The organism is Streptomyces guryensis, from assembly GCF_021261325.1.
GTDB lineage: Bacteria > Actinomycetota > Actinomycetes > Streptomycetales > Streptomycetaceae > Streptomyces > Streptomyces guryensis.
This window is the reverse complement of sequence record NZ_JAJSBI010000024.1, coordinates 40,579-64,417: the sequence shown is the minus strand read 5'-3', so window position 1 is coordinate 64,417 and position 23,839 is coordinate 40,579. Positions and strand designations below refer to the sequence as shown.

The 23,839-nt window shown below is 71.6% G+C and carries 21 protein-coding genes; 10 read left to right on the top strand and 11 right to left on the bottom strand.

From position 1 onward, the window contains the following. Window positions 1-51: 51 nt before the first annotated feature. Window positions 52-2,091, top strand: coding sequence for an ATP-dependent zinc metalloprotease FtsH (gene ftsH / locus LJ657_RS35700; RefSeq protein WP_232653068.1), 2,040 nt, complete (start codon window positions 52-54; stop codon window positions 2,089-2,091). Window positions 2,092-2,234: 143 nt separating this feature from the next. After that, window positions 2,235-2,840 (top strand): GTP cyclohydrolase I FolE, encoded by a 606-nt coding sequence (folE, locus tag LJ657_RS35695; protein WP_232653067.1) that lies wholly within the window; start codon window positions 2,235-2,237, stop codon window positions 2,838-2,840. Between the two features lie 201 nt (window positions 2,841-3,041). Here the strand turns inward: folE and LJ657_RS35690 are convergent, their stop codons facing one another. The 6 genes from LJ657_RS35690 to LJ657_RS35665 all read right to left on the bottom strand — a co-directional run bounded on the left by LJ657_RS35690 (window position 3,042) and on the right by LJ657_RS35665 (window position 8,136). Beyond that, the gene (locus LJ657_RS35690) at window positions 3,042-3,527 is read right to left on the bottom strand and encodes a DUF3180 domain-containing protein (protein WP_232653066.1); all 486 of its coding nucleotides are present in this window, start codon (window positions 3,525-3,527) and stop codon (window positions 3,042-3,044) included. A 68-nt stretch (window positions 3,528-3,595) separates the two neighbouring features. Then, window positions 3,596-4,207: a 2-amino-4-hydroxy-6-hydroxymethyldihydropteridine diphosphokinase gene (gene folK / locus LJ657_RS35685; protein ID WP_232653065.1), complete on the bottom strand. Its 612-nt coding sequence runs from the start codon at window positions 4,205-4,207 to the stop codon at window positions 3,596-3,598. Further along, a complete protein-coding gene (folB, locus tag LJ657_RS35680) occupies window positions 4,204-4,563 on the bottom strand; it encodes a dihydroneopterin aldolase (protein WP_232653064.1) in 360 nt (119 codons plus the stop codon). Before folB ends, folK begins: the two co-directional genes overlap by 4 nt. Before the next feature lie 248 nt (window positions 4,564-4,811). Beyond that, a complete protein-coding gene (locus tag LJ657_RS35675) occupies window positions 4,812-5,315 on the bottom strand; it encodes a nuclear transport factor 2 family protein (RefSeq protein WP_232653063.1) in 504 nt (167 codons plus the stop codon). Beyond that, window positions 5,312-6,208, bottom strand: coding sequence for a dihydropteroate synthase (gene folP, locus LJ657_RS35670; RefSeq protein WP_232653062.1), 897 nt, complete (start codon window positions 6,206-6,208; stop codon window positions 5,312-5,314). The genes LJ657_RS35675 and folP overlap by 4 nt, the downstream gene beginning before the upstream one ends. 116 nt (window positions 6,209-6,324) lie before the next feature. Then, window positions 6,325-8,136 (bottom strand): phosphatidylglycerol lysyltransferase domain-containing protein, encoded by a 1,812-nt coding sequence (locus LJ657_RS35665; protein ID WP_232653061.1) that lies wholly within the window; start codon window positions 8,134-8,136, stop codon window positions 6,325-6,327. 224 nt (window positions 8,137-8,360) lie between these two features. On the opposite strand from LJ657_RS35665, the gene LJ657_RS35660 reads away from it, so the two are divergent. Next, window positions 8,361-9,488, top strand: coding sequence for an alpha/beta hydrolase (locus tag LJ657_RS35660; RefSeq protein WP_232653060.1), 1,128 nt, complete (start codon window positions 8,361-8,363; stop codon window positions 9,486-9,488). Between the two features lie 135 nt (window positions 9,489-9,623). Continuing rightward, window positions 9,624-11,054 carry a hypothetical protein gene (locus LJ657_RS35655; protein WP_232653059.1) on the top strand — a complete coding sequence of 477 codons (1,431 nt, stop codon included), beginning with the start codon at window positions 9,624-9,626 and terminating at the stop codon, window positions 11,052-11,054. Window positions 11,055-11,058: 4 nt separating this feature from the next. Here the strand turns inward: LJ657_RS35655 and LJ657_RS35650 are convergent, their stop codons facing one another. Both LJ657_RS35650 and LJ657_RS35645 read right to left on the bottom strand, forming a co-directional pair. After that, entirely contained in the window at window positions 11,059-12,408 is a 1,350-nt protein-coding gene (locus tag LJ657_RS35650; RefSeq protein WP_505016526.1) for a PH domain-containing protein, read from the bottom strand. Next, on the bottom strand, window positions 12,393-12,914 hold the full coding sequence (locus LJ657_RS35645; protein WP_232653057.1) for a PH domain-containing protein: 522 nt from the start codon (window positions 12,912-12,914) through the stop codon (window positions 12,393-12,395). The genes LJ657_RS35650 and LJ657_RS35645 overlap by 16 nt, the downstream gene beginning before the upstream one ends. A 31-nt stretch (window positions 12,915-12,945) precedes the next feature. On the opposite strand from LJ657_RS35645, the gene LJ657_RS35640 reads away from it, so the two are divergent. Next, entirely contained in the window at window positions 12,946-14,097 is a 1,152-nt protein-coding gene (locus LJ657_RS35640) for an NADH-quinone oxidoreductase subunit D (RefSeq protein WP_232653056.1), read from the top strand. 27 nt (window positions 14,098-14,124) lie between these two features. On the opposite strand, the gene LJ657_RS35635 is transcribed toward LJ657_RS35640, so the two are convergent. Continuing rightward, window positions 14,125-15,138 (bottom strand): SAM-dependent methyltransferase, encoded by a 1,014-nt coding sequence (locus LJ657_RS35635; RefSeq protein WP_232653055.1) that lies wholly within the window; start codon window positions 15,136-15,138, stop codon window positions 14,125-14,127. 118 nt (window positions 15,139-15,256) lie between these two features. Here LJ657_RS35635 and LJ657_RS35630 point away from each other — a divergent pair, with 118 nt between their 5' ends. Beyond that, entirely contained in the window at window positions 15,257-16,459 is a 1,203-nt protein-coding gene (locus LJ657_RS35630) for a sensor histidine kinase (RefSeq protein WP_232653054.1), read from the top strand. Window positions 16,460-16,572: 113 nt separating this feature from the next. Continuing rightward, window positions 16,573-17,244, top strand: a complete 672-nt coding sequence (locus LJ657_RS35625; protein WP_232653053.1) for a response regulator — start codon at window positions 16,573-16,575, stop codon at window positions 17,242-17,244. Between the two features lie 20 nt (window positions 17,245-17,264). Here LJ657_RS35625 and LJ657_RS35620 read toward each other — a convergent pair whose 3' ends face one another. Both LJ657_RS35620 and LJ657_RS35610 read right to left on the bottom strand, forming a co-directional pair. Beyond that, window positions 17,265-18,368, bottom strand: coding sequence for a DUF5937 family protein (locus LJ657_RS35620; RefSeq protein WP_232653052.1), 1,104 nt, complete (start codon window positions 18,366-18,368; stop codon window positions 17,265-17,267). A 361-nt stretch (window positions 18,369-18,729) separates the two neighbouring features. Then, window positions 18,730-20,004: a threonine aldolase family protein gene (locus LJ657_RS35610; protein ID WP_232653051.1), complete on the bottom strand. Its 1,275-nt coding sequence runs from the start codon at window positions 20,002-20,004 to the stop codon at window positions 18,730-18,732. A gap of 184 nt (window positions 20,005-20,188) precedes the next feature. Here LJ657_RS35610 and LJ657_RS35605 point away from each other — a divergent pair, with 184 nt between their 5' ends. Genes LJ657_RS35605 through LJ657_RS35595 form a run of 3 tightly spaced genes read left to right on the top strand, consistent with a single transcriptional unit; the run spans window position 20,189 to window position 23,834 of the window. Beyond that, the gene (locus tag LJ657_RS35605) at window positions 20,189-21,118 is read left to right on the top strand and encodes a Rossmann-like and DUF2520 domain-containing protein (protein WP_232653050.1); all 930 of its coding nucleotides are present in this window, start codon (window positions 20,189-20,191) and stop codon (window positions 21,116-21,118) included. Then, window positions 21,115-22,116 (top strand): pantoate--beta-alanine ligase, encoded by a 1,002-nt coding sequence (panC, locus tag LJ657_RS35600; RefSeq protein WP_232653049.1) that lies wholly within the window; start codon window positions 21,115-21,117, stop codon window positions 22,114-22,116. Before LJ657_RS35605 ends, panC begins: the two co-directional genes overlap by 4 nt. After that, window positions 22,113-23,834, top strand: coding sequence for an L-aspartate oxidase (locus tag LJ657_RS35595; protein WP_232653048.1), 1,722 nt, complete (start codon window positions 22,113-22,115; stop codon window positions 23,832-23,834). Before panC ends, LJ657_RS35595 begins: the two co-directional genes overlap by 4 nt. The last annotated feature ends 5 nt before the right edge of the window (window positions 23,835-23,839 follow it).

The following is a 23,839-nucleotide window of genomic DNA, read 5'->3' as shown; positions in this document are numbered from 1 at the left end:
CTTATCAAACTCACTGTGGCAGGAGGGACGGGGCGACACCGCTCCGTATGGATGGACGTGAAGCGATACTTCCGTGGGCCGGTCATGTGGATCGTGCTGGCCGTCCTTGCCGTGGTCGTGTTGATGCAGGTCGTCGGCTCGTCCGGCGGCTACAAGACGGTGGACACCGGCCAGGTCGTGGCAGCGATCAACGACAACAAGGTGGAGTCGGCCAAGCTGACCACCGGTGACGAGCAGACCATCAAGGTCCAGCTCAAGAACGGCGAAAAGGTCGAGGGCAGCTCGAAGATCGAGGCGAGCTACATCGGCGACCAGGGCGTGAACCTCGCCAACACGCTGCAGACCAAGTACCAGGACAAGCAGATCCCGGACGGCTACACCGTGTCGCCGTCCAAGCAGAACCCCTTCCTGGGCATCCTGCTCTCCCTGCTCCCCTTCGTCCTGATCGTGGTCGTCTTCCTGTTCCTGATGAATCAGATGCAGGGCGGCGGCTCCCGGGTCATGAACTTCGGCAAGTCAAAGGCCAAGCTCATCACCAAGGACACCCCCAAGACGACGTTCTCGGACGTCGCGGGCTGTGACGAGGCCGTCGAGGAGCTCCACGAGATCAAGGAGTTCCTGCAGGAGCCGGCGAAGTTCCAGGCCGTCGGCGCCAAGATCCCCAAGGGCGTGCTCCTCTACGGCCGTCCCGGTACCGGCAAGACGCTGCTCGCGCGTGCCGTGGCCGGCGAGGCAGGGGTCCCCTTCTACTCGATCTCCGGTTCCGATTTCGTCGAGATGTTCGTCGGTGTCGGTGCCTCCCGGGTCCGCGACCTGTTCGAGCAGGCCAAGGCGAACGCCCCGGCGATCGTCTTCGTCGACGAGATCGACGCGGTCGGCCGCCACCGTGGTGCCGGCCTCGGCGGCGGTCACGACGAGCGCGAGCAGACGCTGAACCAGCTGCTCGTCGAGATGGACGGCTTCGACGTCAAGGGCGGTGTGATTCTCATCGCCGCGACGAACCGGCCGGACATCCTCGACCCGGCGCTGCTGCGCCCGGGCCGTTTCGACCGCCAGATCGCGGTCGACCCGCCGGACCTGCAGGGCCGTCTGGAGATCCTCAAGGTCCACCAGAAGGGCAAGCCGGTCGCCCCGGACGTCGACCTCTCGGCCGTCGCCCGCCGCACCCCGGGCTTCACCGGTGCCGACCTGAGCAACGTCCTCAACGAGGCCGCACTGCTCACGGCCCGCAGCGACAAGAAGCTGATCGACAACTCCATGCTGGACGAGGCGATCGACCGCGTGGTCGCGGGCCCGCAGAAGCGGACCCGGATCATGTCGGACAAGGAGAAGAAGATCACCGCGTACCACGAGGGCGGCCACGCCCTGGTCGCGGCGGCTTCCCCCAACTCCGACCCGGTCCACAAGATCACGATCCTGTCGCGAGGCCGTGCCCTCGGCTACACGATGGTGCTGCCGGACGAGGACAAGTACTCGACCACCCGCAACGAGATGCTGGACCAGCTCGCCTACATGCTGGGTGGCCGGGCGGCCGAGGAACTGGTCTTCCACGACCCCACCACGGGCGCCGCGAACGACATCGAGAAGGCCACCGCCACGGCCCGCGCGATGGTCACGCAGTACGGCATGACCGAGCGCCTGGGCGCCATCAAGTTCGGCGGCGACAACACCGAGCCGTTCCTCGGACGTGAGATGGCTCACCAGCGCGACTACTCGGAAGAGGTCGCCGCGCTGGTGGACGAGGAAGTCAAGAAGCTCATCGAGAACGCGCACAACGAGGCCTGGGAGATCCTGGTCGAGAACCGCGACGTCCTCGACAACCTCGTGCTGCAGCTGCTGGAGAAGGAGACGCTGGGCAAGGAGGAGATCGCCGAGGTCTTCTCCGCCATCGTCAAGCGCCCCGCCAGGCCCGCCTGGACCGGCTCCTCCCGCCGCACGCCGTCCACCCGTCCGCCGGTGCTCTCCCCGAAGGAACTCGCACTGACGAACGGCGCCAACGGCGCGACCCCGGCGATCAGCACCGCCAAGTCGACGGCGGCGGAGTCCGCCCCGGCGATCGAGACGGCCCCGGAGGACCGCCCGGAGAGCTGATCACCGCTCTCCCGACGGCCGCACCAGGCCCGGAATGAATGCCGCGCCCCCCAGGTTCTAGCCTGGGGGGTGCGGCATTTCAGCCAGATCGCAGACGAGGCGCGTGGCCCGCACGCGTGACCCGCACAGGAACGAGGCACCACATGACCGACCCCGTGACGCTGAACGGCGAGGGCCCGATCGGTGAGTTCGACGAGAAGCGCGCCGAGAACGCCGTACGCGAACTGCTGATCGCGGTAGGCGAGGACCCTGACCGGGAGGGCCTGCGGGAGACACCTGCGCGGGTGGCGCGGGCGTACCGGGAGATTTTCGGGGGCCTGTGGCAGAAGCCCGAGGACGTGCTGACGACGACGTTCGACCTCGGGCACGACGAGATGGTGCTCGTGAAGGACATCGAAGTCCTCAGCAGCTGTGAACACCATCTCGTGCCATTTGTCGGAGTTGCCCATGTTGGGTACATTCCGTCCATTGACGGCAAGATCACGGGTCTCTCGAAGCTGGCCCGGCTCGTGGACGTCTACGCTCGTCGGCCTCAGGTGCAGGAACGACTCACCACGCAGATCGCCGACTCGCTCATGCAGATCCTGGAACCGCGTGGGGTCATCGTCGTCGTCGAGTGCGAGCACATGTGTATGTCGATGCGGGGTGTCCGGAAGCCCGGGGCGAAGACCATAACGTCGGCCGTGCGTGGCCAGCTGCGCGATCCTGCTACCCGCAATGAGGCAATGAGCCTGATCATGGCTCGATAACCCGATTGCCGCCCGCTCGACTGGAGCCAGTGCCCCGCCCTTCCGGGTGCCTCGCGAGACGTGCCGGGCTTTCGAGTGCGGGTGGCTTCGTCGTACCTCGCCGACGCCATGCGGCAATACGCGGGCGGCGACGCGCATCACATGCGGCACCGATTTCCGCGGGTGGTTCACCGAGACATCGAGACGGCGCCCACGTCAGGGTCAGGCCGCCGACGCCGCCCCGTTGTTGTTCTCGTCGTCCTCCGGGAGCCGGCACACCCGCTCCAGGAAGATGGCCGCCACTATCACCGCGATGCCCGCCACGACCGCGAAGCCGGCGTAGATGGCCTGGTCACGGCGGGCCGGGATGTCGAGGAGCTCCAGGAGGAAGACGCCCGTGCCGCCGTACATGCCGGCGACCAGGGCGGCGACCAGGGCGCTGGCCTGACCGAAGACGACCGCGCGGGCCGCCATCAGCGGGTCGACGCCCTTGGCCTCGGGGAGGCGCTCGCGCTGGGCCTTGAAACGGCCGCGCAGGGAGAGCGCCGTGGCCGTCAGCACCACCGCGATCAGGGCGAGGACGATGGGGGCGGCGAGGGGGACGCTGGGGAGGGTCCCGATCGAGTTCCAGAGGCGGGCGCCCGCCCAGGACAGGATTCCGGCCACGACGAAAACGCCGGCCAGCACCCTGATGCGCAGCTCTCTCACGGTGTCCCTTCAGCTCCCCCGGGTCCTGCGGACCGTCCCGCGGACAGTGGTCGTCCTGACCTTAACGACTAGTCGGGCAGGTGGAGTTCCAGGTCCTTGCGCGGTGTCACGCCGTCGCGGGTGACGGCGTCGAGGAGAACGGCGACCGCGCCGCGCCCGGGCAGCTGCGCCTCGGGTTCCATGTCGTGCCAGGGGGCGAGGACGAAGGCACGCTCGTGCGCGCGCGGGTGCGGCAGCGTGAGGTGTGGGTCGTCGTCGATGACGTCCGCGTACGAGACGATGTCGACGTCGAGCGTGCGCGCGCCCCAGCGCTCGTCCCGCACCCGATGGAACGCCTCCTCGACGGCATGGGCCCGCTCCAGCAGTGAGGACGGCGGCAGAGTGGTCTTCAGGACGACGACCGCGTTGAAGTACGCGGGCTGGCTGCCGGGCTCGACGCCCCACGGCTCCGTCTCGTACACCCCGGACACCGCCTTGATGCGGACGCCCGGGGTGTCCTCCAGGGCGTCGATGGCGCCCTGGAGGGTCTCCAGGCGGTTGCCCAGGTTCGCGCCGAGGGAGATCACCGCCCGTTTCGGGTTGTGGAGCGTCGTGTCGGCGGCGTCCACCTGTGCCACGACGGAGGCGGGTACCGGCTGTACGGTCGGGTCGCTCGGACCCGCGGCGAAGGACGCGGTCATACTCGGCTCCGGGTGATGGTGACGGTCACGTCGTCGAAGGGGACCGTGATCGGGGCGTCCGGTTTGTGGACGCAGACCTCGACTTCCTGGACCCCGTCGTGCTTCAGACAGGCCTGGGCGATGCGCTCGGCGAGCGTCTCGATGAGGTCGACGGGCTCGCCCTCGACGACCGCCACGACCTCCTCCGCCACGATGCCGTAATGCACGGTCTTCGCCAGGTCGTCGTCGGCGGCGGCCGGGCGGGTGTCCAGGCCGAGGGCGAGGTCCACGATGAAGGTCTGGCCCTCCTCGCGCTCCTTGGGGAACACCCCGTGGTGCCCGCGGGCCTTGAGGCCGCGCAGCGCGACACGATCCACGCGAATCACTCCTGCAATCGTCGGTGACGGCCGGTCGATGCCGTGTGCGGGCGGCACACCGGCCTCGAACGAATCTACCTGCGGGCACTGACAGGACCGGGCCACGGGGGCGCGGGCCATGCCGGGACCAGGAGGGTTCATCGCGTGTTTCCCCTGGGGAACCCGGCGGCTCACGGGTTGGTAGCCGCCCCTACCCAGGGGTCCGTGATTCCAACCACTTCTTGGTCCTCAAGGAGGCGCCTACCCACTCAGGAGGGTGTGTCCTCGTCCTCGCCCTCGTCGTTTTGGGTCAGCACCGGGGAGGCGTGGTGGGACCAGAGTTTCCAGCCCTCCGGGGTGCGGCGGAACACGTTCGTGGCGACCACCAGCTGGCCGACGAGAGGGCCGAGTTCCTCGCTGCCCGTGGGGGCGGGGCCGCCGCTGAGGATGTTCTCGGTGCAGTTCACCAGGGCGGTGTCCCCGGTGACGGAGACATGCACATCGGTGAGGAAGAACTGGATGTAGTCGGTGTTCGCCATGATCAGCGCGTACGACCTCAGGACCTCGCCGCGGCCGGTGAGCACGGGCCAGCCGGGGTGCACGCAGGAGATCACGCCGGTGTCGGCCGGGTCGTGGTACTCCTCGTCGACGCCGAGGTCGGACGGGGCGAGCCAGAGTGCGGACAGGTCCTCGAAGTCGCCGCGCTCCATGGCCTCGTAGAAGGCGGCGTTGGCGGCCTCCACCTGCTCGACGTCGGTGTGGGGGGCGCTCACCGGGCTCCTTCGGCAGCGCGTGCGCCTTCGGTAGCGCGTGCGCCCTCGACGGCGCGCGCGACCTGTACGGCGTCCGCCGTTGCGCGCACCTCGTGCACGCGCACCGCCCACGCTCCGGCGTGCGCGGCGAGTGCGGAGACGGCGGCCGTGGCGGCGTCGCGCTCGCGCGCGGGCGGGGGCGCGCCCTCCGGTCCGGCCAGGACGCGGCCGAGGAACCGTTTGCGGGAGGCGGCGACGAGCACGGGGTGGCCGAGGGCGAGCAGGCGGTCGAGGTGGGCGAGCAGGACCAGGTCGTGCTCGGCGTCCTTGGAGAAGCCGAGACCGGGGTCGACGACGATGCGGTCGGCGGTGATGCCGCCGGCCAGGACGGCCTCCACGCGCGCGTGCAGTTCGTCGACGACCTCGGCGACGACGTCGTCGTACGCGCCCTTGACGTTGCCGCCCTCCAGGAAGCCGCGCCAGTGCATGACGACGAAGGGGGCGCCGGCCGCTGCCACCGCCGGGATCATCTCGGGGTCGGCGAGGCCGCCGCTGACGTCGTTGACGAGGGCGGCGCCGGCGGCGAGGGCCCGTTCGGCGACGGAGGCGCGCATGGTGTCGACGGAGACGGTGACGCCCTCGGAGGCGAGGCCGCGGACGACCGGGATGACGCGCTTGAGCTCCTCGGCCTCGTCGACGCGGGTGGCGCCGGGCCGGGTGGACTCGCCGCCGACGTCGACCAGGTCCGCGCCCTCGGCGACCAGGTCGAGGCCGTGTTTGACGGCGTTGGTGGTGTCGAAGAAGCGGCCGCCGTCGGAGAAGGAATCGGGCGTGACGTTCACCACTCCCATGACCGCGCACCGGTCCCACTCCGGAAGGCCCGCGACGCGCCCGCGTCCGCTCTGCTTGCTCATACGTTCAGCGTAGGCCCCGGCCGTGGCCGGGAGACGCCGCGGCCCGGGCGGAAGCCCCCTCCAGCCGGAGGGGGCTTCCGCCCGGGCCTGTCCTGCATGGTGTCCCGGTCAGGCGCTCACGCCGCGCGTACGTCGCGCTCCGCGACGGAGTGGGTGCACACGCGCGGGGTGGTCCTGCGGCGGCGCAGGAAGCGCGGCAGCGGCAGGGCGAGGTTGACGAAGCCCTCCGCCTGCATGGCGGCGAAGCCGATGCGCGGCAGGTCGGCCGGTGCGCGGTAGACGACGAAGCGGGGCTCCCAGCGGGGCTGGAACTTCGCGTTGAACTTGTACAGGGACTCGATCTGGAACCAGCGGGAGAGGAAGACCAGGAGGCCGCGCCAGGCTCGCAGCACCGGGCCCGCGCCGATCTTCTCGCCACGCGCGAGTGCCGAGCGGAACATCGCGAAGTTGAGCGACACGCGCGCGATGCCGAGTTTCGGTGCCGCCTGGAGGGCCGCGACGATGAGGAGTTCGTTCATGCCGGGGTCGGCCGAGCGGTCGCGGCGCATCAGGTCCAGGGAGGCGCCGTCGGTGCCCCACGGGACGAAGTGCAGGATCGCCTTCAGGTCGCCGTACTCCCCGGGCTGGTCGTCCGCCTTGTGGGCGGTGGCGATCAGGCAGTCGCCGTCGGCGGCGTCGCCGATGCGGCCCAGCGCCATGGAGAACCCGCGCTCGGTGTCGGTGCCGCGCCAGTCCTCGGCGGCGTTGCGGATCCGCTCCAGCTCGGCCTCGCCGAGATCACGAATACGTCGTACCCGGGTTTCGTAACCGGCGCGCTCGATGCGCTTGACCATCTGGCGCACGTTGCGCATCGCGCGGCCGGCGAGGGAGAAATCCGCTACGTCCACCACCGCCTCGTCGCCCAGTTCCAGGGCGTCGAGGCCGGTCTCGCGGGTCCACACCTCGCCGCCCGTCTCCGAGCAGCCCATGACGGCCGGCGTCCAGGAGTGCGCCCTGGCCTCGTCCATGAACCGCTCGATGGCGCCCGGCCAGGCCTCGACGTCGCCGACGGGGTCACCGCTGGCGAGCATCACGCCGGACACGACCCGGTACGTCACCGCCGCCTTGCCGCTGGGCGAGAACACGACCGCCTTGTCGCGGCGCAGCGCGAAGTGGCCGAGGGAGTCACGGCGGCCGTGCTTCTCCAGCAGGGAACGCAGGCGTGCCTCGTCCTCCTCCGTGAGGCGCGCGGCCGGGTGCTCGGGCCGGAAGGCCAGGTAGATCGTGGTGACCGCCGTCAGCAGGCCGAGGGCGCCCAGTGAGAAGCCGACCGTCCACGAGGTGTTGCCCTGGTACTCGACCGGGCCCTCGAAGCCGAACAGGCCGTACAGCACATGCGTGATGCGGTCGGCCAGGCTCGGGTCGCCGACCATCCGGTTCGGGTGGACGCTGACGATGATCAGCCCGAGGGTCAGGGAACCCGCGCCCATGAGGACGAAGTTGGCCAGCGCGCGCCACCGGCTGCGCGGGTCGGGCAGCGCCGCGAACTGGTCGCGATGGCGCAGCAGGGGTGCGAGCAGCGCCAGCGAGATGATCACTCCGAGGAGGGAGTGGCGGTATGTGAACTGCGCCACCGCGCCCGCCGGGAGCAGCGCCACCGCGGCGCGCCACGCCCGGCGTTTGCCGCGCCTCAGGCCGTGTGCGAGCAGCAGCAGCAGGATGCCGGCGCTGAGCGAGAGCGCGGCCGCGAACGGGCCGAACGACCCGGGCAGCACCTCGGCGATCGTGTGCATACGGCTGTGCCTGAAGCGCGGGAAGACGCCCGCGGCGATGTCCAGAACGCCTACGACTGCGCAGGCTCTGGCGACGAGGACGGGTACGGCCTCGGGGCGCGGACCACGGAATACGCGCCGCGCGCTACGTGTTCGGGAGGGAACCCCACCCGACATTTCCTCATCTGTCCTGACAGACATCGCATCCCGTAGTTCTGCGAGAGACCTTGGATCCGGACCCGATTCGGGCATCCGGCGACATTGCGCCCTCTAGGACGGTGTCTCGGGGAGCAAGGTTCCAACCTCTCCTCAAAGCCGGTCCAAAGGCAGAGGAAAGTTCCGGACAAGCTCTCGCGAAAGTGCGCGGGATCCGGGTGGAAACCGCAGGCAGGAAGCAGGTCATGGGTCTTACGAGCAACAAAGTGCTGCTGCTGGCAGTGATGTTCGCGGTACTGCTGTTCGTGGGCACGGTGTGGCTGTGGCCGCGCCTGGCGCGGCGCAACTGGCGAGCTGTGAGTGGACGTGTCGGCCTGCTGTTCGGCACCCAGCTGGCCCTCTTCCTGTCGGTAGGCCTCGCCACCAACCAGGCCTTCGGGTTCTACGCCAGCTGGGCGGACCTCTTCGGCCAGGAGAAGGACCAGGGGGTGGTCGTGAACCACACCGGGCTCGGCAGATCCGGCGGCCCGCTGCAGGTGATCGACACGGCACGCGTGCGTGGAGTGGGCGGTTCCCAGCCACAGGCGGCCGGCCAGGTCCAGAAGGTCGACATCGTCGGGCGTACGACGAACATCGCCACACCCGCGTATGTGTATCTGCCGCCGGAGTACTTCCAGCCGCAGTACCGCACGCGTACGTTCCCCGCGGCCGTAGTCCTCACCGGATATCCGGGCACCGCCCAGGCGCTCGTGGACAAACTGCACTATCCGAGTACGGCCCAGGGCCTCGCGAAGAACGGCCGTATGCAGCCGATGATCCTGGTGATGCTGCGGCCGACCGTGTCACCGCCGAGGGACACGGAATGCGTGGACATCCCGGGCGGTCCGAAGACGGAGACGTTCTTCGCCAAGGACCTGCCCGACGCCGTACTCGCGCACTACAGGGTGGGCAAAAAGCCGGGCAGCTGGGGCATCATCGGCGATTCCACGGGCGGCTACTGTGCGCTGAAGCTCGCGATGCACCACCCCGGCGTGTATGCCGCGGCAGCGGGTCTGTCGCCGTACTACAAGGCGCCGATCGACCCCACCACGGGCGATCTCTTCCAGGGCGACAAGGGGCTGCGCAACCGCGCCGACCTGTGGTGGTGCATCAAGCACCTGCCCGCCCCGGACACTTCACTGCTCGTCACCAGCAGCAAGATCGGGGAATCCAACTACAAGGCGACGCTGAAGTTCATAGAGGGTGTGCGGACCACGAACCGGACGCGGATCTCGTCGATCATCCTTGACAGCGGCGGCCACAACTTCAACACCTGGCGGCGGGAGATTCCCGCGACGCTGCAGTGGATGAGCGGGCGGCTGAGCGAGCGGTGACCAGGGTTCCGCCAGGGGATGATCTTGCTGAATTCGGCAAAGGCCAATTCCTGATGCCCTGTGAACGTTTCGGTATGGTTGTGTTTTTGCGGGGCGGGGCACCAACACTCGCCTACGCGCGGTAAGTTTCTGGCCATGCCACGTGGACGTCACCGCCATTCCCCGCCCTTGCACAGACTGCTGCCACCGTCGGCGATCGCAGGCGTCTCTTTCGTCTGCGCCTTCGGTCCGTGGGTGTTCTCGCAACAGGCCGTGCTCCGTGTCATAGCCGCGGCCGCCGCGGCGACGGCGGTCGTCGGTGCGGCCGTCATGCGCCGTTGGGACACGCAGGCCGGGAAGCAGGTCGCCGACCTCACGCGCGCGCGTGCGAGCGACGAGTGGCGGCACGAGGAGCGGGTCGCCGAGCTGGAGACCGACCTCGAGGAGTCGCGCGAGCTGCGCGCAAAGCTGGAGCAGCGGCTGCGGGCGAAGCGCGCCGAACTGGCGGGACTGCGCAACGAGCACGCGGCGCTGCTGCGGCGGTACGCCACCGCCGAGACCGAGCGGGCGAGCGCCCTGGAGGGCCGCCGTCTGCTGGAGATCGAGGCCGAGGCCCCGGCCCGCGCGCTGCCGCCCGTGCCGGTGGCCGGCACGGCGGCCGCGAAGACGGAGCCCGTGGCGGAGACCGAGGCTGTGGCTGCCTCGGCGGACGTCTCCGAGGGCGTTGCCGACGAGCCGGCGGCGCCGGCGATCTTCTCCCCGGAGGGTTCCCAGCTGTTTCTGCGGGCGAAGGCGGCGCTGACGAAGTTCGACGAGGACGGTGACGGTTCTCCGAAGGACGACGAGGGTTCCGCGAAGGACGACGACGGTTCTCCGAAGGACGACGGCGCGGACGGCGAGGCGGACTCCCCGGACGCGGCGAGCGCCGAGGCCGAGGTCGAGGACGTCACCGACCCCGAGGACGACGATTCCCCGAAGGGCGGCGGTTCCCCCAAGGGCGGCGGTTCCCCCAAGGGCGACGAGCCTTCGAAGGATGCCTCCCCGAAGCGCGAGTCGGTGACGGTGAAGGCCGGTTCGGGCTCGACGGCGGCTCAGGCGGCCACGACGGAGCCCGTCGCCGCCGAGCCCGCGGCCACCGCCGACGGCGGTACCGAGGCCCCGGCCCAGGAGGATGAGTCGCAGGGGCAGTCCCAGGCGGTCGACGGGCATGAGCGCGCGGCCGCCACCACTCCGGCCAGGCACGTCCCGGCCGCCCAGGCCGTGCGGCAGCCGGCCGGTCACTTCGTCGAGCCGACCGCGGTGGCCGTCGTACCGGCCGCGCCCGTGCGGCGTCCGGCGGTCGAGGGCGGATTCGACTTCTTCGGTACGAAGACGGAGCACGCACAGGACGCCCTGGAAGCCGTGCAGAACGAGGACCTCGCCGATGTGGTCGGCCAGGAGGCGCTCGCCGTCCACAAGGCGGAGGCCGAGGCGGCGTTCAAGCCGGCCGACGAGGAGGCCCGCGGCGTCGGCCAGGTCATCGACCTGACGGCCCACGACGAGACCGAGCAGATCGACGTGCAGGGGCTGCGCAGCGCGGTTTCCTGACCGCCTACGGCGCCATCCAGCGGTCCGGGCGGGCGTCCCTGCGCCCCGTCCGTGACCGCTCGGCCTGCCCCCGCAGCAGCTCCGCCGCCTCCCGTGCGTCCCTCAGCCGGGCCGTAACGGTCTTGTCGGCCCCCGTGTCCACATGGACGTCGGCGAGCCGCCACAGCCGTTTCCAGGGCCCCTGAGCCAGCCGTACGCTCTGCACCTTCGCGTGCGGTACGAGCGCCAGGCTCCGGCGCAGCAGGCCGTGCCGGGCGGCGAACACCGTGTCGGTGACGGCGATTCCGTAGCCCCGCCACCACACCGGCAGGCACCGCCCGGCCCGCCCGGGGGGCCGTGACAGCGCCTCGGCCGGGGGCACGGTCACCCCGGGCAGCACGCGCGCGACGACCGACTCGGCGACCGCCCGCGGAGCGACCGGCACCAGCACGGAGTTGGACGAACCGGCCACATCCAGCTCCACCCGCACCCATCCGCGCCGCCGCCACAGCAGTGGTTCCACGATCCGCACGGTCTGCACCCGGCCGGGCGGCACCGTCTCGTGCGTACGGTCGAGGAGTCCGTGGTCGATGCGCAGCCCGTCCGGTGACTCGCCCACGGTCCAGTCGTACTCGCCGACGAACCGGCCCGCGCTGCTCGCGCCCGCCGCGCCCAGCAGCGGCACGCCGGTCGCGAGGACCGTCCACACGCTGTGGGTGGCCAGCCAGAGCAGCGGCGGGACGACCAGCGCGGCGGCCAGGGAGCACCAGGTGGCGCCCGTCAGCAGGACGGAGATCGCGAGGTCGCGCGCAGGCGTGCGCAACAGCTCGCGCACCGGCGCCTCGCCGACTTCGTGCGCCGTCTCGGGCGCGAAACCGGCGGCGCGTGCGAGCAGTTCCGCGCGCAGTTCACGCGCCTCGCGCTCCCCCAGGAAGGAGAGCTCGTCCTTCTTGTCGGTCCCCACCACGTCGAGCTTGAGCTTGGCGACACCCGCCACGCGCGCGAGGAGCGGCTGGGTGACGTCGACGGCCTGGATGCGTTCCAGCCGGATGTGCGCGGTGCGCCGGAACAGCAGGCCGGTCCGTATCCGCAGTTCGGTCTCGGTCACCGCGAAGTGAGTGAACCACCAGGTCAGGAAGCCGTACAGAGAGGCGGCCGGGACAAGGACGGCGAGCGCGACCAGGAGGGTCGTGGTCGTCAGCCTGGTCATCTGCTGCTGCGCCTGGCCGGGGTCGTGCATGGCCCACCCGATGACCACGGCCACTGGCGCCCACGCCCGCCTCAGGGGGGTCACGGGATGCAGCCGCCGCTCGGTGGCGGGTTCCTTCGCACGTACGGCGTCGTCGACGCCCGGCGCGGTCACAGACCCGCCGATCGGGCCTCGCCGAGCTCGGTGAGCCGATCGCGCAGCCGCTCCGCCTCGGCCGGGTCCAGGCCCGGGATGGTCGCGTCGGTCGCCGCGGCCGCCGTGTGCAGCTGCACGCTGGCCAGCCCGAAGTGCCGCTCGACGGGCCCGGAGGTCACCTCGACCAGCTGCATCCGCCCGTACGGTACGACGGTCTCCTCGCGCCACAGCACGCCCCGGCTGATCAGCAGGTCGTCGGCGCGCTCGGCGTACCGCCAGGAGCGCCAGTTGCGGCCCAGCAGCACCCAGCCCCAGGCCGTGAGCGCGAGCGGCAGCAGCGCGAACGCGGCCCACCCGGGCCCGACGAGCAGCCCGAGCAGCAGGCCCAGGGCGAGGGCCAGCAGTCCCAGCCACACCACCAGCAGCAGCCGGCGCATCCGCAGCAGTCCGGGCGGCAGCCCGGTCCACACCGGCTCCGCCGGCCCGTCCCCCGCCGTCCCCGTTGTCCCCGCGTTCTGGGGGCTCCCCGTCTCCATACGGCCAGCGTACGTAGGAGAGACTGGGTCCATGACTCCTACGACGGAGACCATGTTCGGTATCGGCGGCGCCGCGGAGAGCACCGACATGGTGCTCAACATCGGTCCGCAGCACCCGTCCACGCACGGCGTACTGCGGCTGCGCCTGGTGCTGGACGGTGAGCGCATCGTGCACGCGGAGCCGGTGATCGGGTACATGCACCGTGGCGCGGAGAAGCTCTTCGAGGTGCGTGACTACCGCCAGATCATCATGCTCGCCAACCGCCACGACTGGCTGTCGGCCTTCTCCAACGAGCTCGGTGTCGTCCTCGCCGTGGAGCGCATGCTCGGCATGGAGGTGCCCACGCGCGCGGTGTGGACGCGCACGCTGCTCGCCGAGCTCAACCGGGTGCTCAACCACCTGATGTTCCTGGGCTCGTACCCGCTGGAGCTCGGCGGCATCACCCCGGTCTTCTACGCGTTCCGGGAGCGCGAGGTACTCCAGAACGTCATGGAGGAGGTCTCCGGCGGCCGTATGCACTACATGTTCAACCGCGTCGGCGGCCTCAAGGAGGACCTGCCCGCGGGCTGGGCCTCACGCGCGCGCGGCGCCGTCGCCGCCGTGCGCTCGCGCATGGACGTGTACGACGACCTCGTGCTCGGCAACGAGATCTTCCGGGGGCGCACGCGGGGCGTGGGCGCGCTGGCGCCCGAGACCGTGCACGCCTACGGCGTGAGCGGGCCGATCGCGCGCGCCTCGGGCGTCGACTTCGACCTGCGCCGCGACGAGCCGTATCTCGCGTACGGCGAACTGCAGGACACCCTGAAGGTCGTCACCCGGCAGGAGGGCGACTGTCTCGCCCGCTTCGAGGTGCTCCTGGAGCAGACCCACGTCGCCCTCGACCTCGCCGACGCCTGCCTCGACCGGCTCGCCGAGCTGGAGCCCGGGCCGATCAACCAGCGGCTCCCCAAGGTCCTGAAGGCGCCCGAGGGCCACACCTACGCGTGGACCGAGAACCCGCTCGGCATCAACGGCTACTACCTCGTCAGCAAGGGCGAGAAGACCCCGTACCGGCTGAAGCTGCGCTCGGCCTCGTACAACAACATCCAGGCGCTCGTGGAACTGCTGCCGGGGACGCTGGTCGCGGACATGGTGGCGATCCTGGGGTCGCTGTTCTTCGTGGTCGGGGACATCGACAAGTAGGGCGGCGGCGAGCCGGGGCGGGCGCCGTCAGCCGACGAGTGCGTCCGCAATTCCCACCGGCTGCAGCAGCCAGCCGAAGTCGCCGAGGCCGCCGGGTGCGGTGAGCTCGGCGGCTTCACCGGCGCTCGCGAGGGCTCGTACGTAGGCCGCAGGCCGGGTGGACGCGAGGGCGAGCGGGGGGCGTGTGCCCGCGATCCCCAGGGCGCGCAAGGCATCGCGCTGAGGCAGAAGGCGCGCGCCGGGGAGCATCCGCACCGACCCGCGCGCCGCGCACGCGTCCAGTGCGACGTGCGCCGTGATGTCGCACGACCCGTCCGGCACGGGCGCCGTCTCGCGCCCCGCGCAGAAGCCGGTGAGCGTGCCGAACGGTGGGCGCGCATCCAGGGTGTGCGTGTAGTCGACGGCGACCGCGAGCCCCCGGTCCAGCGAGGAGACCGCGGCCGCCCAGGCCTCGTCCCGGGGGAGCCCGATCTCGGCCCGGAGTCCCTCCTCGGCCGGCAGCGGCCACCAGCGGGCGAGCCACTCCGCTTCCGCACCGCCGACCGGTTCCCCGAGCCGTTCGGCCCCGTCCTGCCGTACGAGCACCTGCCGTGGTACGCCCGCCGAGTCCACCTCGGCGATGTCGACGGGTACGTTGTCCAGCCACTCGTTGGCGAACAGCAGCCCGCTGACCTGCTGCGGCGGTTCGGTGAGCCACGCGATGCGTTCGTCGAGGCCCTCGGGGCGGCCGGCGATCTCGACGGCGTACGCACGCGTGCGTGCCGCCACCTCGGCGGGCAGCGCCGCCAGCACGCCGCCGACCAGCTCACCCCGGCCCGCCGCCATGTCGACGAAGGCCAGCGAGCCGGGCCGGCCCAGGGCCTCGTCGACACGGCACAGCAGCCGGGCGACGGCCTCGGCGAACAGCGGGGACGCATGCACCGACGTACGGAAGTGTCCGGCGGGGCCCTCCGGCCTGCGATAGAAGCCGTCGGACCCGTACAGCGCGGACTCGGCCGCCGTCCGCCAGCCCTGCCACGGGCTCGATGTCTCTTCCGTCACGGGCCCAGGCTAAGCGCGCAGGAGAACACAGCCTCCACCTTGGGGAGTATGTGCGCCGGGCGCGGATCGGTCCTCCGGTTGACCCCTGCACGCATCTTGCTTCCCTACGCTGGGTCACGTGCAGCGCCTCTATGACTTCCTCCGCAGGCACCCGACAGGGGTCGACACCTTCTGGGCCGTCTTCCTGTTCGGGATCTCGGTGGTGGGCCAGGCTGCCCGCCAGGGGGCCCGGGGCACCGACTCGCCGGTTTTGATCGTTCCGATCGTGCTCCTGCTGTGCTTGGTGATCGCGCTGCGCCGCCGTATGCCGGAGAAGATGCTGCTGCTGGCGATCGGGCTCGGCCTGGCGCAGGTGATGCTGAACGTCGAGACGATCCCCGCGGACTTCGCGATGCTGGTGATCGTCTACACGGTGGCCGCGACGGGCGCCCGCTGGGCCTCGTGGCTCGCGCTGGCCGTGGGACTGTGCGCGGCACCCATGGCGCAACTGCGCTGGCCGAACGCGCACTCCAGCACGCTGGGCAACCTCGCGACCATGGTCTTCCTGACCGTGCCCTTCGCGCTCGCCTGGGTGCTCGGCGACTCCATCCGCACCCGCCGCGCCTACTTCGCGCAGCTGGAGGAGCGCAACGCCCGGCTGGAGAAGGAGCGGGAGGCGCAGGCCAAGGTCGCGGTCGCGGCCGAACGCGCCCGGATCGCCCGCGAGTTGCACGACGTCGTCGCGCACAACGTGTCGGTGATGGTGGTGCAGGCCGACGGCGCCGCCTACGTCCTGGACGCCGCCCCCGACCAGGCCAAGAAGGCCCTGGAGACCATCTCCTCCACCGGCCGCCAGGCCCTCGCCGAGATGCGCCGCCTGCTCGGCGTACTGCGCACCGGTGAGCACAAGGAGGTCGGCGAGTACGTTCCGCAGCCCGACGTCGACCAGATCGACGAGCTGATCGAGCAGTGCCGCACCTCCGGTCTGCCCGTCGACTTCAAGGTCGAGGGCACCCCGCGACCGCTGCCCAGCGGCGTCGAGCTCACCGCGTACCGCATTGTGCAGGAGGCGCTGACCAACACCCGCAAGCACGGCGGGCCGAACGCGGGCGCCAGCGTGCGCCTGGTCTACTTCGACGACGGCCTCGGCCTGCTCGTCGAGGACGACGGCAAGGGCGCCCCGCACGAGCTGTACGAGGAGGGCGGCGCCGACGGCCAGGGCCACGGCCTGATCGGTATGCGCGAACGGGTCGGTATGGTCGGCGGCACCCTGGACGCGGGCCCGCGCCCAGGCGGGGGATTCCGGATCAGTGTGCTGCTCCCGCTGAAACCCGCGCACTGACGCCCACGTACGCCCCTCGTTGACACCTGTAACGCCCCCGCCGACAGATTCCCCGCAGACGGATTCCGCCGCAAACGCAATCCGCCGCAACGAAGAGAACGGAAGAGGTCCCGATGACGATCCGCGTGATGCTCGTCGACGACCAGGTGCTGCTGCGCACCGGGTTCCGGATGGTGCTCGCCGCCCAGCCGGACATGGAAGTCGTCGCCGAGGCGGGGGACGGTGTCGAGGCCCTTCAGGTGCTGCGTTCGACCGCCGTCGACGTGGTGCTCATGGACGTCCGTATGCCGAAGCTCGACGGCGTGGAGACCACCCGCCGCATCTGCTCGGAGCCCGAGCCCCCGAAGGTGCTCATCCTGACCACCTTCGACCTCGACGAGTACGCCTTCTCGGGGCTGAAGGCGGGCGCCTCCGGCTTCATGCTGAAGGACGTGCCGCCCGGTGAACTCCTGGCCGCCATCCGCGCCGTGCACAGCGGCGACGCGGTGGTGGCCCCGTCGACCACGCGCCGTCTGCTCGACCGGTTCGCTCCGATGCTCCCGAGCGTCGGGAAGGAGCCCCGGCACAAGGAGCTGGAGCGGCTCACCGAACGCGAGCGCGAGGTCATGATCCTGGTCGCGCAGGGCCTGTCCAACGGGGAGATCGCCGCCCGGCTCGTGCTGTCCGAGGCGACCGTGAAGACCCATGTGGGTCGCATCCTGACGAAGCTGGGGCTCCGGGACCGGGTCCAGGTGGTCGTCCTGGCGTACGAGACGGGTCTGGTGCGCGCCGGCGGGCACGGCTGACGGTTCGGTTCGTACGGGCCCTAGCGGAGTATTCCTTCCAGGAAGTCGCTGCCGAGCCGGGCCACGACCGCTATGTCCAGCTGGTGCTGGACGTACCGGCCGCGGCGGCGCGTGGTGATCAGGCCCGCCTTCTTCAGGACGCTCAGATGGCGGGATATCTCCGGGGCCGTCATGCCCTGTGTCTGCGCCAGCTCGCTCGTGGTGTGGGCGCTGCGGGCCAGATAGCGGCAGATGCGCATCCGGACGGGGTGGGACAGGGCCGTCATGCGCAGGGCCAGTTGCTCGACGGAGGGCGGAGCGGCGAGCTCGGGGGAACCGACCGGGTAGTGCAGCACCGGCTGCCAGCCGTGCCGGTAGAGGACGGACAGGTGGGGCCAGCCGAAGCTGGTCGGTACGAGCAGGAGGCCACCGTCCCGGGTGGCCGTACGGCCCACGCTCAGTTTGTCGACCGTGATCCGATCGGCGGCCTCGTCCAGGGCGACCACCGGGGACACGGCGGCCAGTGCCTCGGCCAGCCCCCTGCGGCGCAGGAGATCGGTCTTGTGGCGGGCGTCCGCCGTGAGCTGGTGGCGCAGCCGGGACCAGGCCTCCGCGAAGAACGCCTCGTCACAGTCCTGCAGGAACTGGCGCAGCCACGCCCGGATCCTCGGCGGATCGGTCAGCAACAGCTCGCTGAACCGCACCTGTTGCGGCCCCCGCGCGGCGGCCAGCTCAAGAGCGCGCCGGCGCAGCCCGGCGTCGACGAGCGGGCTGGGCCCGTCTCCGTGGGGCATCGCGCAGCTGAACTCCAGGGCGGCGTCCACGAACTGCTCGTCCGTCAGCTTGTCCAGCAGGTCCAGCTCTTCGGCGAGCGTGGACCCGGGGAGCGCGGTGCCGCCCGGGATGCCCGCGTACGGCAGGAACAGGTCCGAGAACGTCGTCCGCCACAGGAAGTCCGCCTCGCACATGCGGTCGGCGAGACGGGAGCCGAGCCGGGCCGTGACGCACGTCACCCAGCCCTGCAGACCGGGATGGTGCCCCGGCTCGGACAGCGCGTGCAGCGCCATGCCGAGCTCGGCCAGGGGCGAGGGGACGACGGCGACCCCCTCCGGCCGCAGCCCCGCGATGTCGATGTGCACGCTCATGACCTCATGGTGCGCCCCGCCACTGACAACGCCGGCGTCGATTGACGGCGGCCGTCAATCGACGCGACGTCACGGCGGCGGGCGCAGCCTGGGACCACCGGGGCAGCCGCGGAGCCCACGAATCCCTGACTCCACGTCCCGAGAGGGGCAACAGCCATGAACATCACGCAGCAGTACCTGCCCGACACCTACCGGGCCCGCAGGCTCGGCGTGCCCGGCCCGCCCGCGCCCGGTACCGACGACCGGCAGGTCGTGCGCGAGCCGCGCGACCACCGGCAGTTCCGCGCGGTCCTCGCCGGGCGCCCGGGCCACGGGCGGATACGGCAGGCCCTGGGCCGGTGGCAGCGTCTGCGGCCGCGCTCTACTTGCTGGTCGCCCCCGCCGTGCCGACCGCTTCCGCCGTGCCGACCGCTTCCGCCTTGCCGGCCTCCTCGGCCAGCCGGGACACGAACTCGGCGACCGCCGCCTTGACGTCGTCGGCCGTCCACTCCAGGCCCGCGGCGCGGACGTACACCTCCGTGACGGCCAGACCCGGACCCTTGGGGTCCCAGGAGTCCGCGAACAGGAGGGTGCCCGTCTCCTCGCCGTGCCGGGCGGCGGCCTCTGCGAGGACGTCCGGGTCGTACGGCAGCCAGACCTGGAACTCGTTTGTGTGCGGCACCTCGGGATGGACGCGCATCCAGGGCACCCCGGCCGCCGCGAACCCCTCGCGCAGCGCGTCGGCCACCACGCGCGCGTGGGCGACATACCCGGGCAGCCGCGGGAGTTCCCGCTCCAGCCCGGCGAGGGCCGACAGCACGGTCGGGAACTGCTGGAAGATCTGGCCGCCGTACCGGTGCCGCCAGGTCTTCGCCTCGTCGATCAGGGTCTTCGGGCCCGCGAGCGCGGCGCCGCCGAAGCCGTCGAGGGACTTGTAGAACGACACGTAGACGCTGTCGGCCAGGTCCGCGATCTCGTCAAGGGGGCGGCCGAAGTGGACGGTGGACTCCCACAGGCGCGCCCCGTCGAAGTGCACGACCGCGTCCCTTTCGCGGGCAGCCTCCACGAGTTCGGTGAGTTCCTCCCAGGACGGCAGCACGAAGCCGGCGTCCCTGAGGGGCAGTTCGAGCATCAGCGCCCCGAAGGGCTCCTCGAAGCCGCGTACCTCGTCGGCGGTCGGCAGACGGGGCTCACTCGTCACCCGTACCGGGCGCAGCCCGCTGACCTGGCTGAACGCATTGCGCTCGTGTACTTCGGGGTGGGCCAGTGCGTGCAGGGCGACGGTGGGGCTGCCGGTGCGGCCCGCCCAGCAGCGCAGCGCCACCTGCTGGGTCATCGTGCCCGTCGGGAAGAACGCGGCGGCCTCCTTGCCCAGCAGGCCCGCGACCTTCTCCTCCAGGGCCTCCACGACACCGTTGCCGTAGATGTCCGCCGGCTCGTCCAGGTCGTACAGACCCTGCGCGCTGTCCAGCAGCGCCAGGCGCTCCCGGAGCGTGCCCAGGAAACCGGGGCGCGCGAGGACGCGCTCCGCGCTCCGGTACGCGGCGATGCGCCGCTCACGGCGTCGCGTGCGCCGCTCGTCGTCCGATGTCTGTTCCTCGTCTTCGTTCGATGTCCGGTCGGAGTGCTGCTCGACCTGCTGCGCCGCATCGCTCATGCCTCGGATCATGCCTGGCACGGGTCCGGCCGAGCACTCGGATTTCCACAGGCTTTCCCGTGCGCCGACGCGTGGCGTAACCCACAGCCTGTGGACAACCGAACGCCCCTCGAACCGATCGCGTTAACATGACGAGAAATCGTCCGGTACCCGGAGCGGACTGGAACGGGAAGGCCGCCGTCGCGTGAGTACAAGCCAACAGCCAGACCCCAGGGACCGCCCCGCGCGGCTCACCGTCGGCGTCGTGGGCGCCGGTCGGGTGGGCCCCGCGCTGGCGGCGTCCCTCCAGCTCGCCGGGCACCGCCCGGTGGCCGTCTCCGGAGTCTCCGACGCCTCCAGGAGGCGCGCCGCGCAGCTGCTCCCCGACGTGCCGGTGATGCCGCCCGCCGAGGTCCTGGAGCGCGCCGACCTGGTCCTGCTGACCGTCCCGGACGACGCGCTGCCCGGCCTGGTGGAGGGGCTCGCCGAGACCGGGGCCGTACGGCCGGGGCAGCTGCTCGTGCACACCTCCGGGCGGTACGGCTCCAAGGTCCTGGACCCCGCCCTGCGCGCGGGCGCGCTGCCGCTGGCCCTGCATCCGGCGATGACCTTCACCGGCACCCCTGTGGACGTCCAGCGCCTCGCCGGATGCTCCTTCGGGGTCACCGCGCCCGAGGAGCTGCGGCTGGCCGCCGAGGCCCTCGTCATCGAGATGGGCGGCGAACCGGAATGGATCGCCGAGGAGATGCGCCCGCTCTACCACGCGGCGCTTGCACTCGGCGCGAACCACCTGGTGACGCTGGTCGCCCAGTCCATGGAGCTGCTGCGCGAGGCCGGCGTCGCGGCCCCCGACCGGATGCTCGGCCCGCTGCTCGGCGCCGCCCTCGACAACGCCCTGCGTTCCGGCGACGCGGCCCTCACCGGCCCCGTCGCGCGCGGGGACGCGGGCACGGTCGCCGCGCACGTCGCTGAGCTGCGCAAGCACGCCCCGCAGACCGTCGCCGGCTACCTGGCGATGGCCCGCGCCACCGCCGACCGCGCGCTCGCCCACGGACTGCTGAAGCCGGAGCTCGCCGAGGACCTCCTCGGGGTGCTCGCCACCGGGACCGACGGCGCCGAGGGAGACGCCCGATGACCACCACCCTGCTGCGCACCGCCGACGAACTGCACGCACGCACGCGTACCGGCCGCCGCGCCGTGGTGATGACCATGGGCGCCCTGCACGAGGGCCACGCCACGCTGATCCGCACCGCCCGCGAGATCGCCGGACCGGGCGGCGAGGTCGTCGTCACCGTCTTCGTGAACCCCTTGCAGTTCGGCGCGGGCGAGGACCTCGACCGCTACCCGCGCACCCTGGACGCCGACCTGAAGATCGCCGAACAGTCCGGCGCGGACGCCGTGTTCGCGCCCTCCGCGGACGAGGTCTACCCGGGCGGCGAGCCCCAGGTCCGCATCACCGCGGGCCCCATGGGGGCGCGCCTGGAGGGCGCCTCGCGCCCCGGCCACTTCGACGGCATGCTCACCGTCGTCGCCAAGCTGCTGCACCTCACCCGCCCCGACACCGCCTTGTACGGCGAGAAGGACGCCCAGCAGCTCGCCCTGATCCGCCGCATGGTGCGGGACCTGAACTTCGGCGTCGAGATCGTCGGCGTCCCCACGGTGCGCGAGGAGGACGGCCTCGCCCTCTCCAGCCGCAACCGCTACCTCTCGCCCGAGCAGCGGCGCACGGCGCTCAGCCTCTCCCGGGCGCTGTTCGCGGGCAGCGACCGGCACGCGGCCCAGGAGGCGCTGCGCGCGCGTGCCCGCGAAGTGCCCGCCACGCACGCGCGTGCCGAGGCGCTCAGCGCCATAGGGGAGTCCCGTGCGGCCGCCGACGCGCACGCCGTCGCGAAGGCGCTCCCGGGTGCCCCGACGGCCGTCCGCGCCGCCGCCCGGCTGGTCCTCGACGACGCCGCGCGGCTGTCTCCGCCGCTCGAACTGGACTACCTGGCCCTGGTCGACCCGTCCGACTTCAGCGAGATCGAGGACGACTTCACCGGCGAGGCCGTCCTCGCCGTCGCCGCCCGGGTCGGGACGACCCGGTTGATCGACAACATCCCACTCGTATTCGGAACCCTCGGAGCCGCCTCGTGACCAGCACAGGCATACGACTGCACGCGCCCGCCCCCGGGTGGGCCATCTCCGCCGACGTGGTCGTCGTCGGCTCCGGGGTGGCCGGCCTGACCGCCGCCCTGCGCTGCGAGGCCGTCGGCCTGAAGACGGTCGTCGTCACCAAGGCCCGCCTCGACGACGGCTCCACGCGCTGGGCGCAGGGCGGCGTCGCCGCCGCCCTGGGCGAGGGCGACACCCCCGAACAGCACCTGGACGACACCCTGGTGGCCGGCGCGGGCCTGTGCGACGAGGAGGCCGTACGCATCCTCGTCACCGAGGGCCCCGACGCCGTACGCCGCCTCATCGCGACCGGCGCGCACTTCGACGAGTCCGAAGAGGGCGACCTGCAGCTCGGGCGCGAGGGCGGACACCACCGTCGCCGGATCGCGCACGCGGGCGGTGACGCGACCGGCGCGGAGATCTCCCGGGCGCTCGTGGAGGCGGTACGCGCGCGTGGACTGCGCACCATCGAGAACGCGCTCGTGCTGGACCTGCTGACCGACGCCGACGGCCGGACGGCGGGCGTGAGCCTGCACGTCATGGGCGAAGGCCAGCACGACGGCGTGGGCGCCGTGCACGCCCCCGCGGTGGTCCTCGCCACCGGCGGCATGGGGCAGGTGTTCTCCGCGACCACCAACCCGTCCGTGTCCACCGGCGACGGCGTCGCGCTCGCCCTGCGCGCGGGCGCCGAGGTGAGCGACCTGGAGTTCGTGCAGTTCCACCCGACCGTGCTGTTCCTCGGCCCGGAGGCGGAGGGCCAGCAGCCGCTCGTCTCCGAGGCCGTGCGCGGCGAGGGCGCGCACCTGGTGGACGCCGCCGGCGTGCGCTTCATGGTCGGGCAGCACGAACTGGCCGAGCTCGCGCCCAGGGACATCGTCGCCAAGGGCATCCTGCGCCGCATGCAGGAGCAGGACGCCGAGCACATGTTCCTCGACGCCCGGCACTTCGGCGCCGAGATGTGGCAGCACCGCTTCCCGACCATCCTCGCCGCCTGCCGCGCCAACGGCATCGACCCGATCACCGAGCCCATCCCGATCGCCCCGGCCGCCCACCACGCCTCCGGCGGCGTCCGCACCGACTCCCAGGGCCGTACGACCGTCCCCGGCCTGTACGCGTGCGGAGAGGTCGCCTGCACCGGCGTGCACGGCGCCAACCGCCTCGCCTCCAACTCCCTCCTCGAAGGCCTCGTCTACGCCGAGCGCATCGCGGAGGACATCGCCGCCGCCCACGCGGAGAGCGGCCTCCACGCGCGCGTGCCCGAACCGGTCGAGCACCCCGAGGTGCCCGCGCACCCGCTCCTCGCCCCCGAGGACCGTTTCGCGATCCAGCGGATCATGACGGACGGTGCGGGCGTCCTGCGGTCCGCCGAGTCCCTCGCCAAGGCCGCCGAACAGCTCCAGCAGCTGCACACCGAGGCCCGCGACGCCCTCGACGAGAACGGCAAGACGTCCGAGGCCGGCGTCGACACCTGGGAGGCCACCAACCTCCTGTGCGTGGCCCGCGTCCTGGTCACCGCTGCCCTGCTGCGTGAGGAGACCCGCGGCTGCCACTGGCGCGAGGACCGCGCCGACCGCGACGACGCCGCGTGGCGGCGCCACATCGTCGTACGGCTCAATCCCGACCGGACGCTCGCCGTACACACCACGGACACCCCAGACTTCCCCCCGACCCGGCAGCAGCACCGTCCCCAGGAGCAGTGACAGAA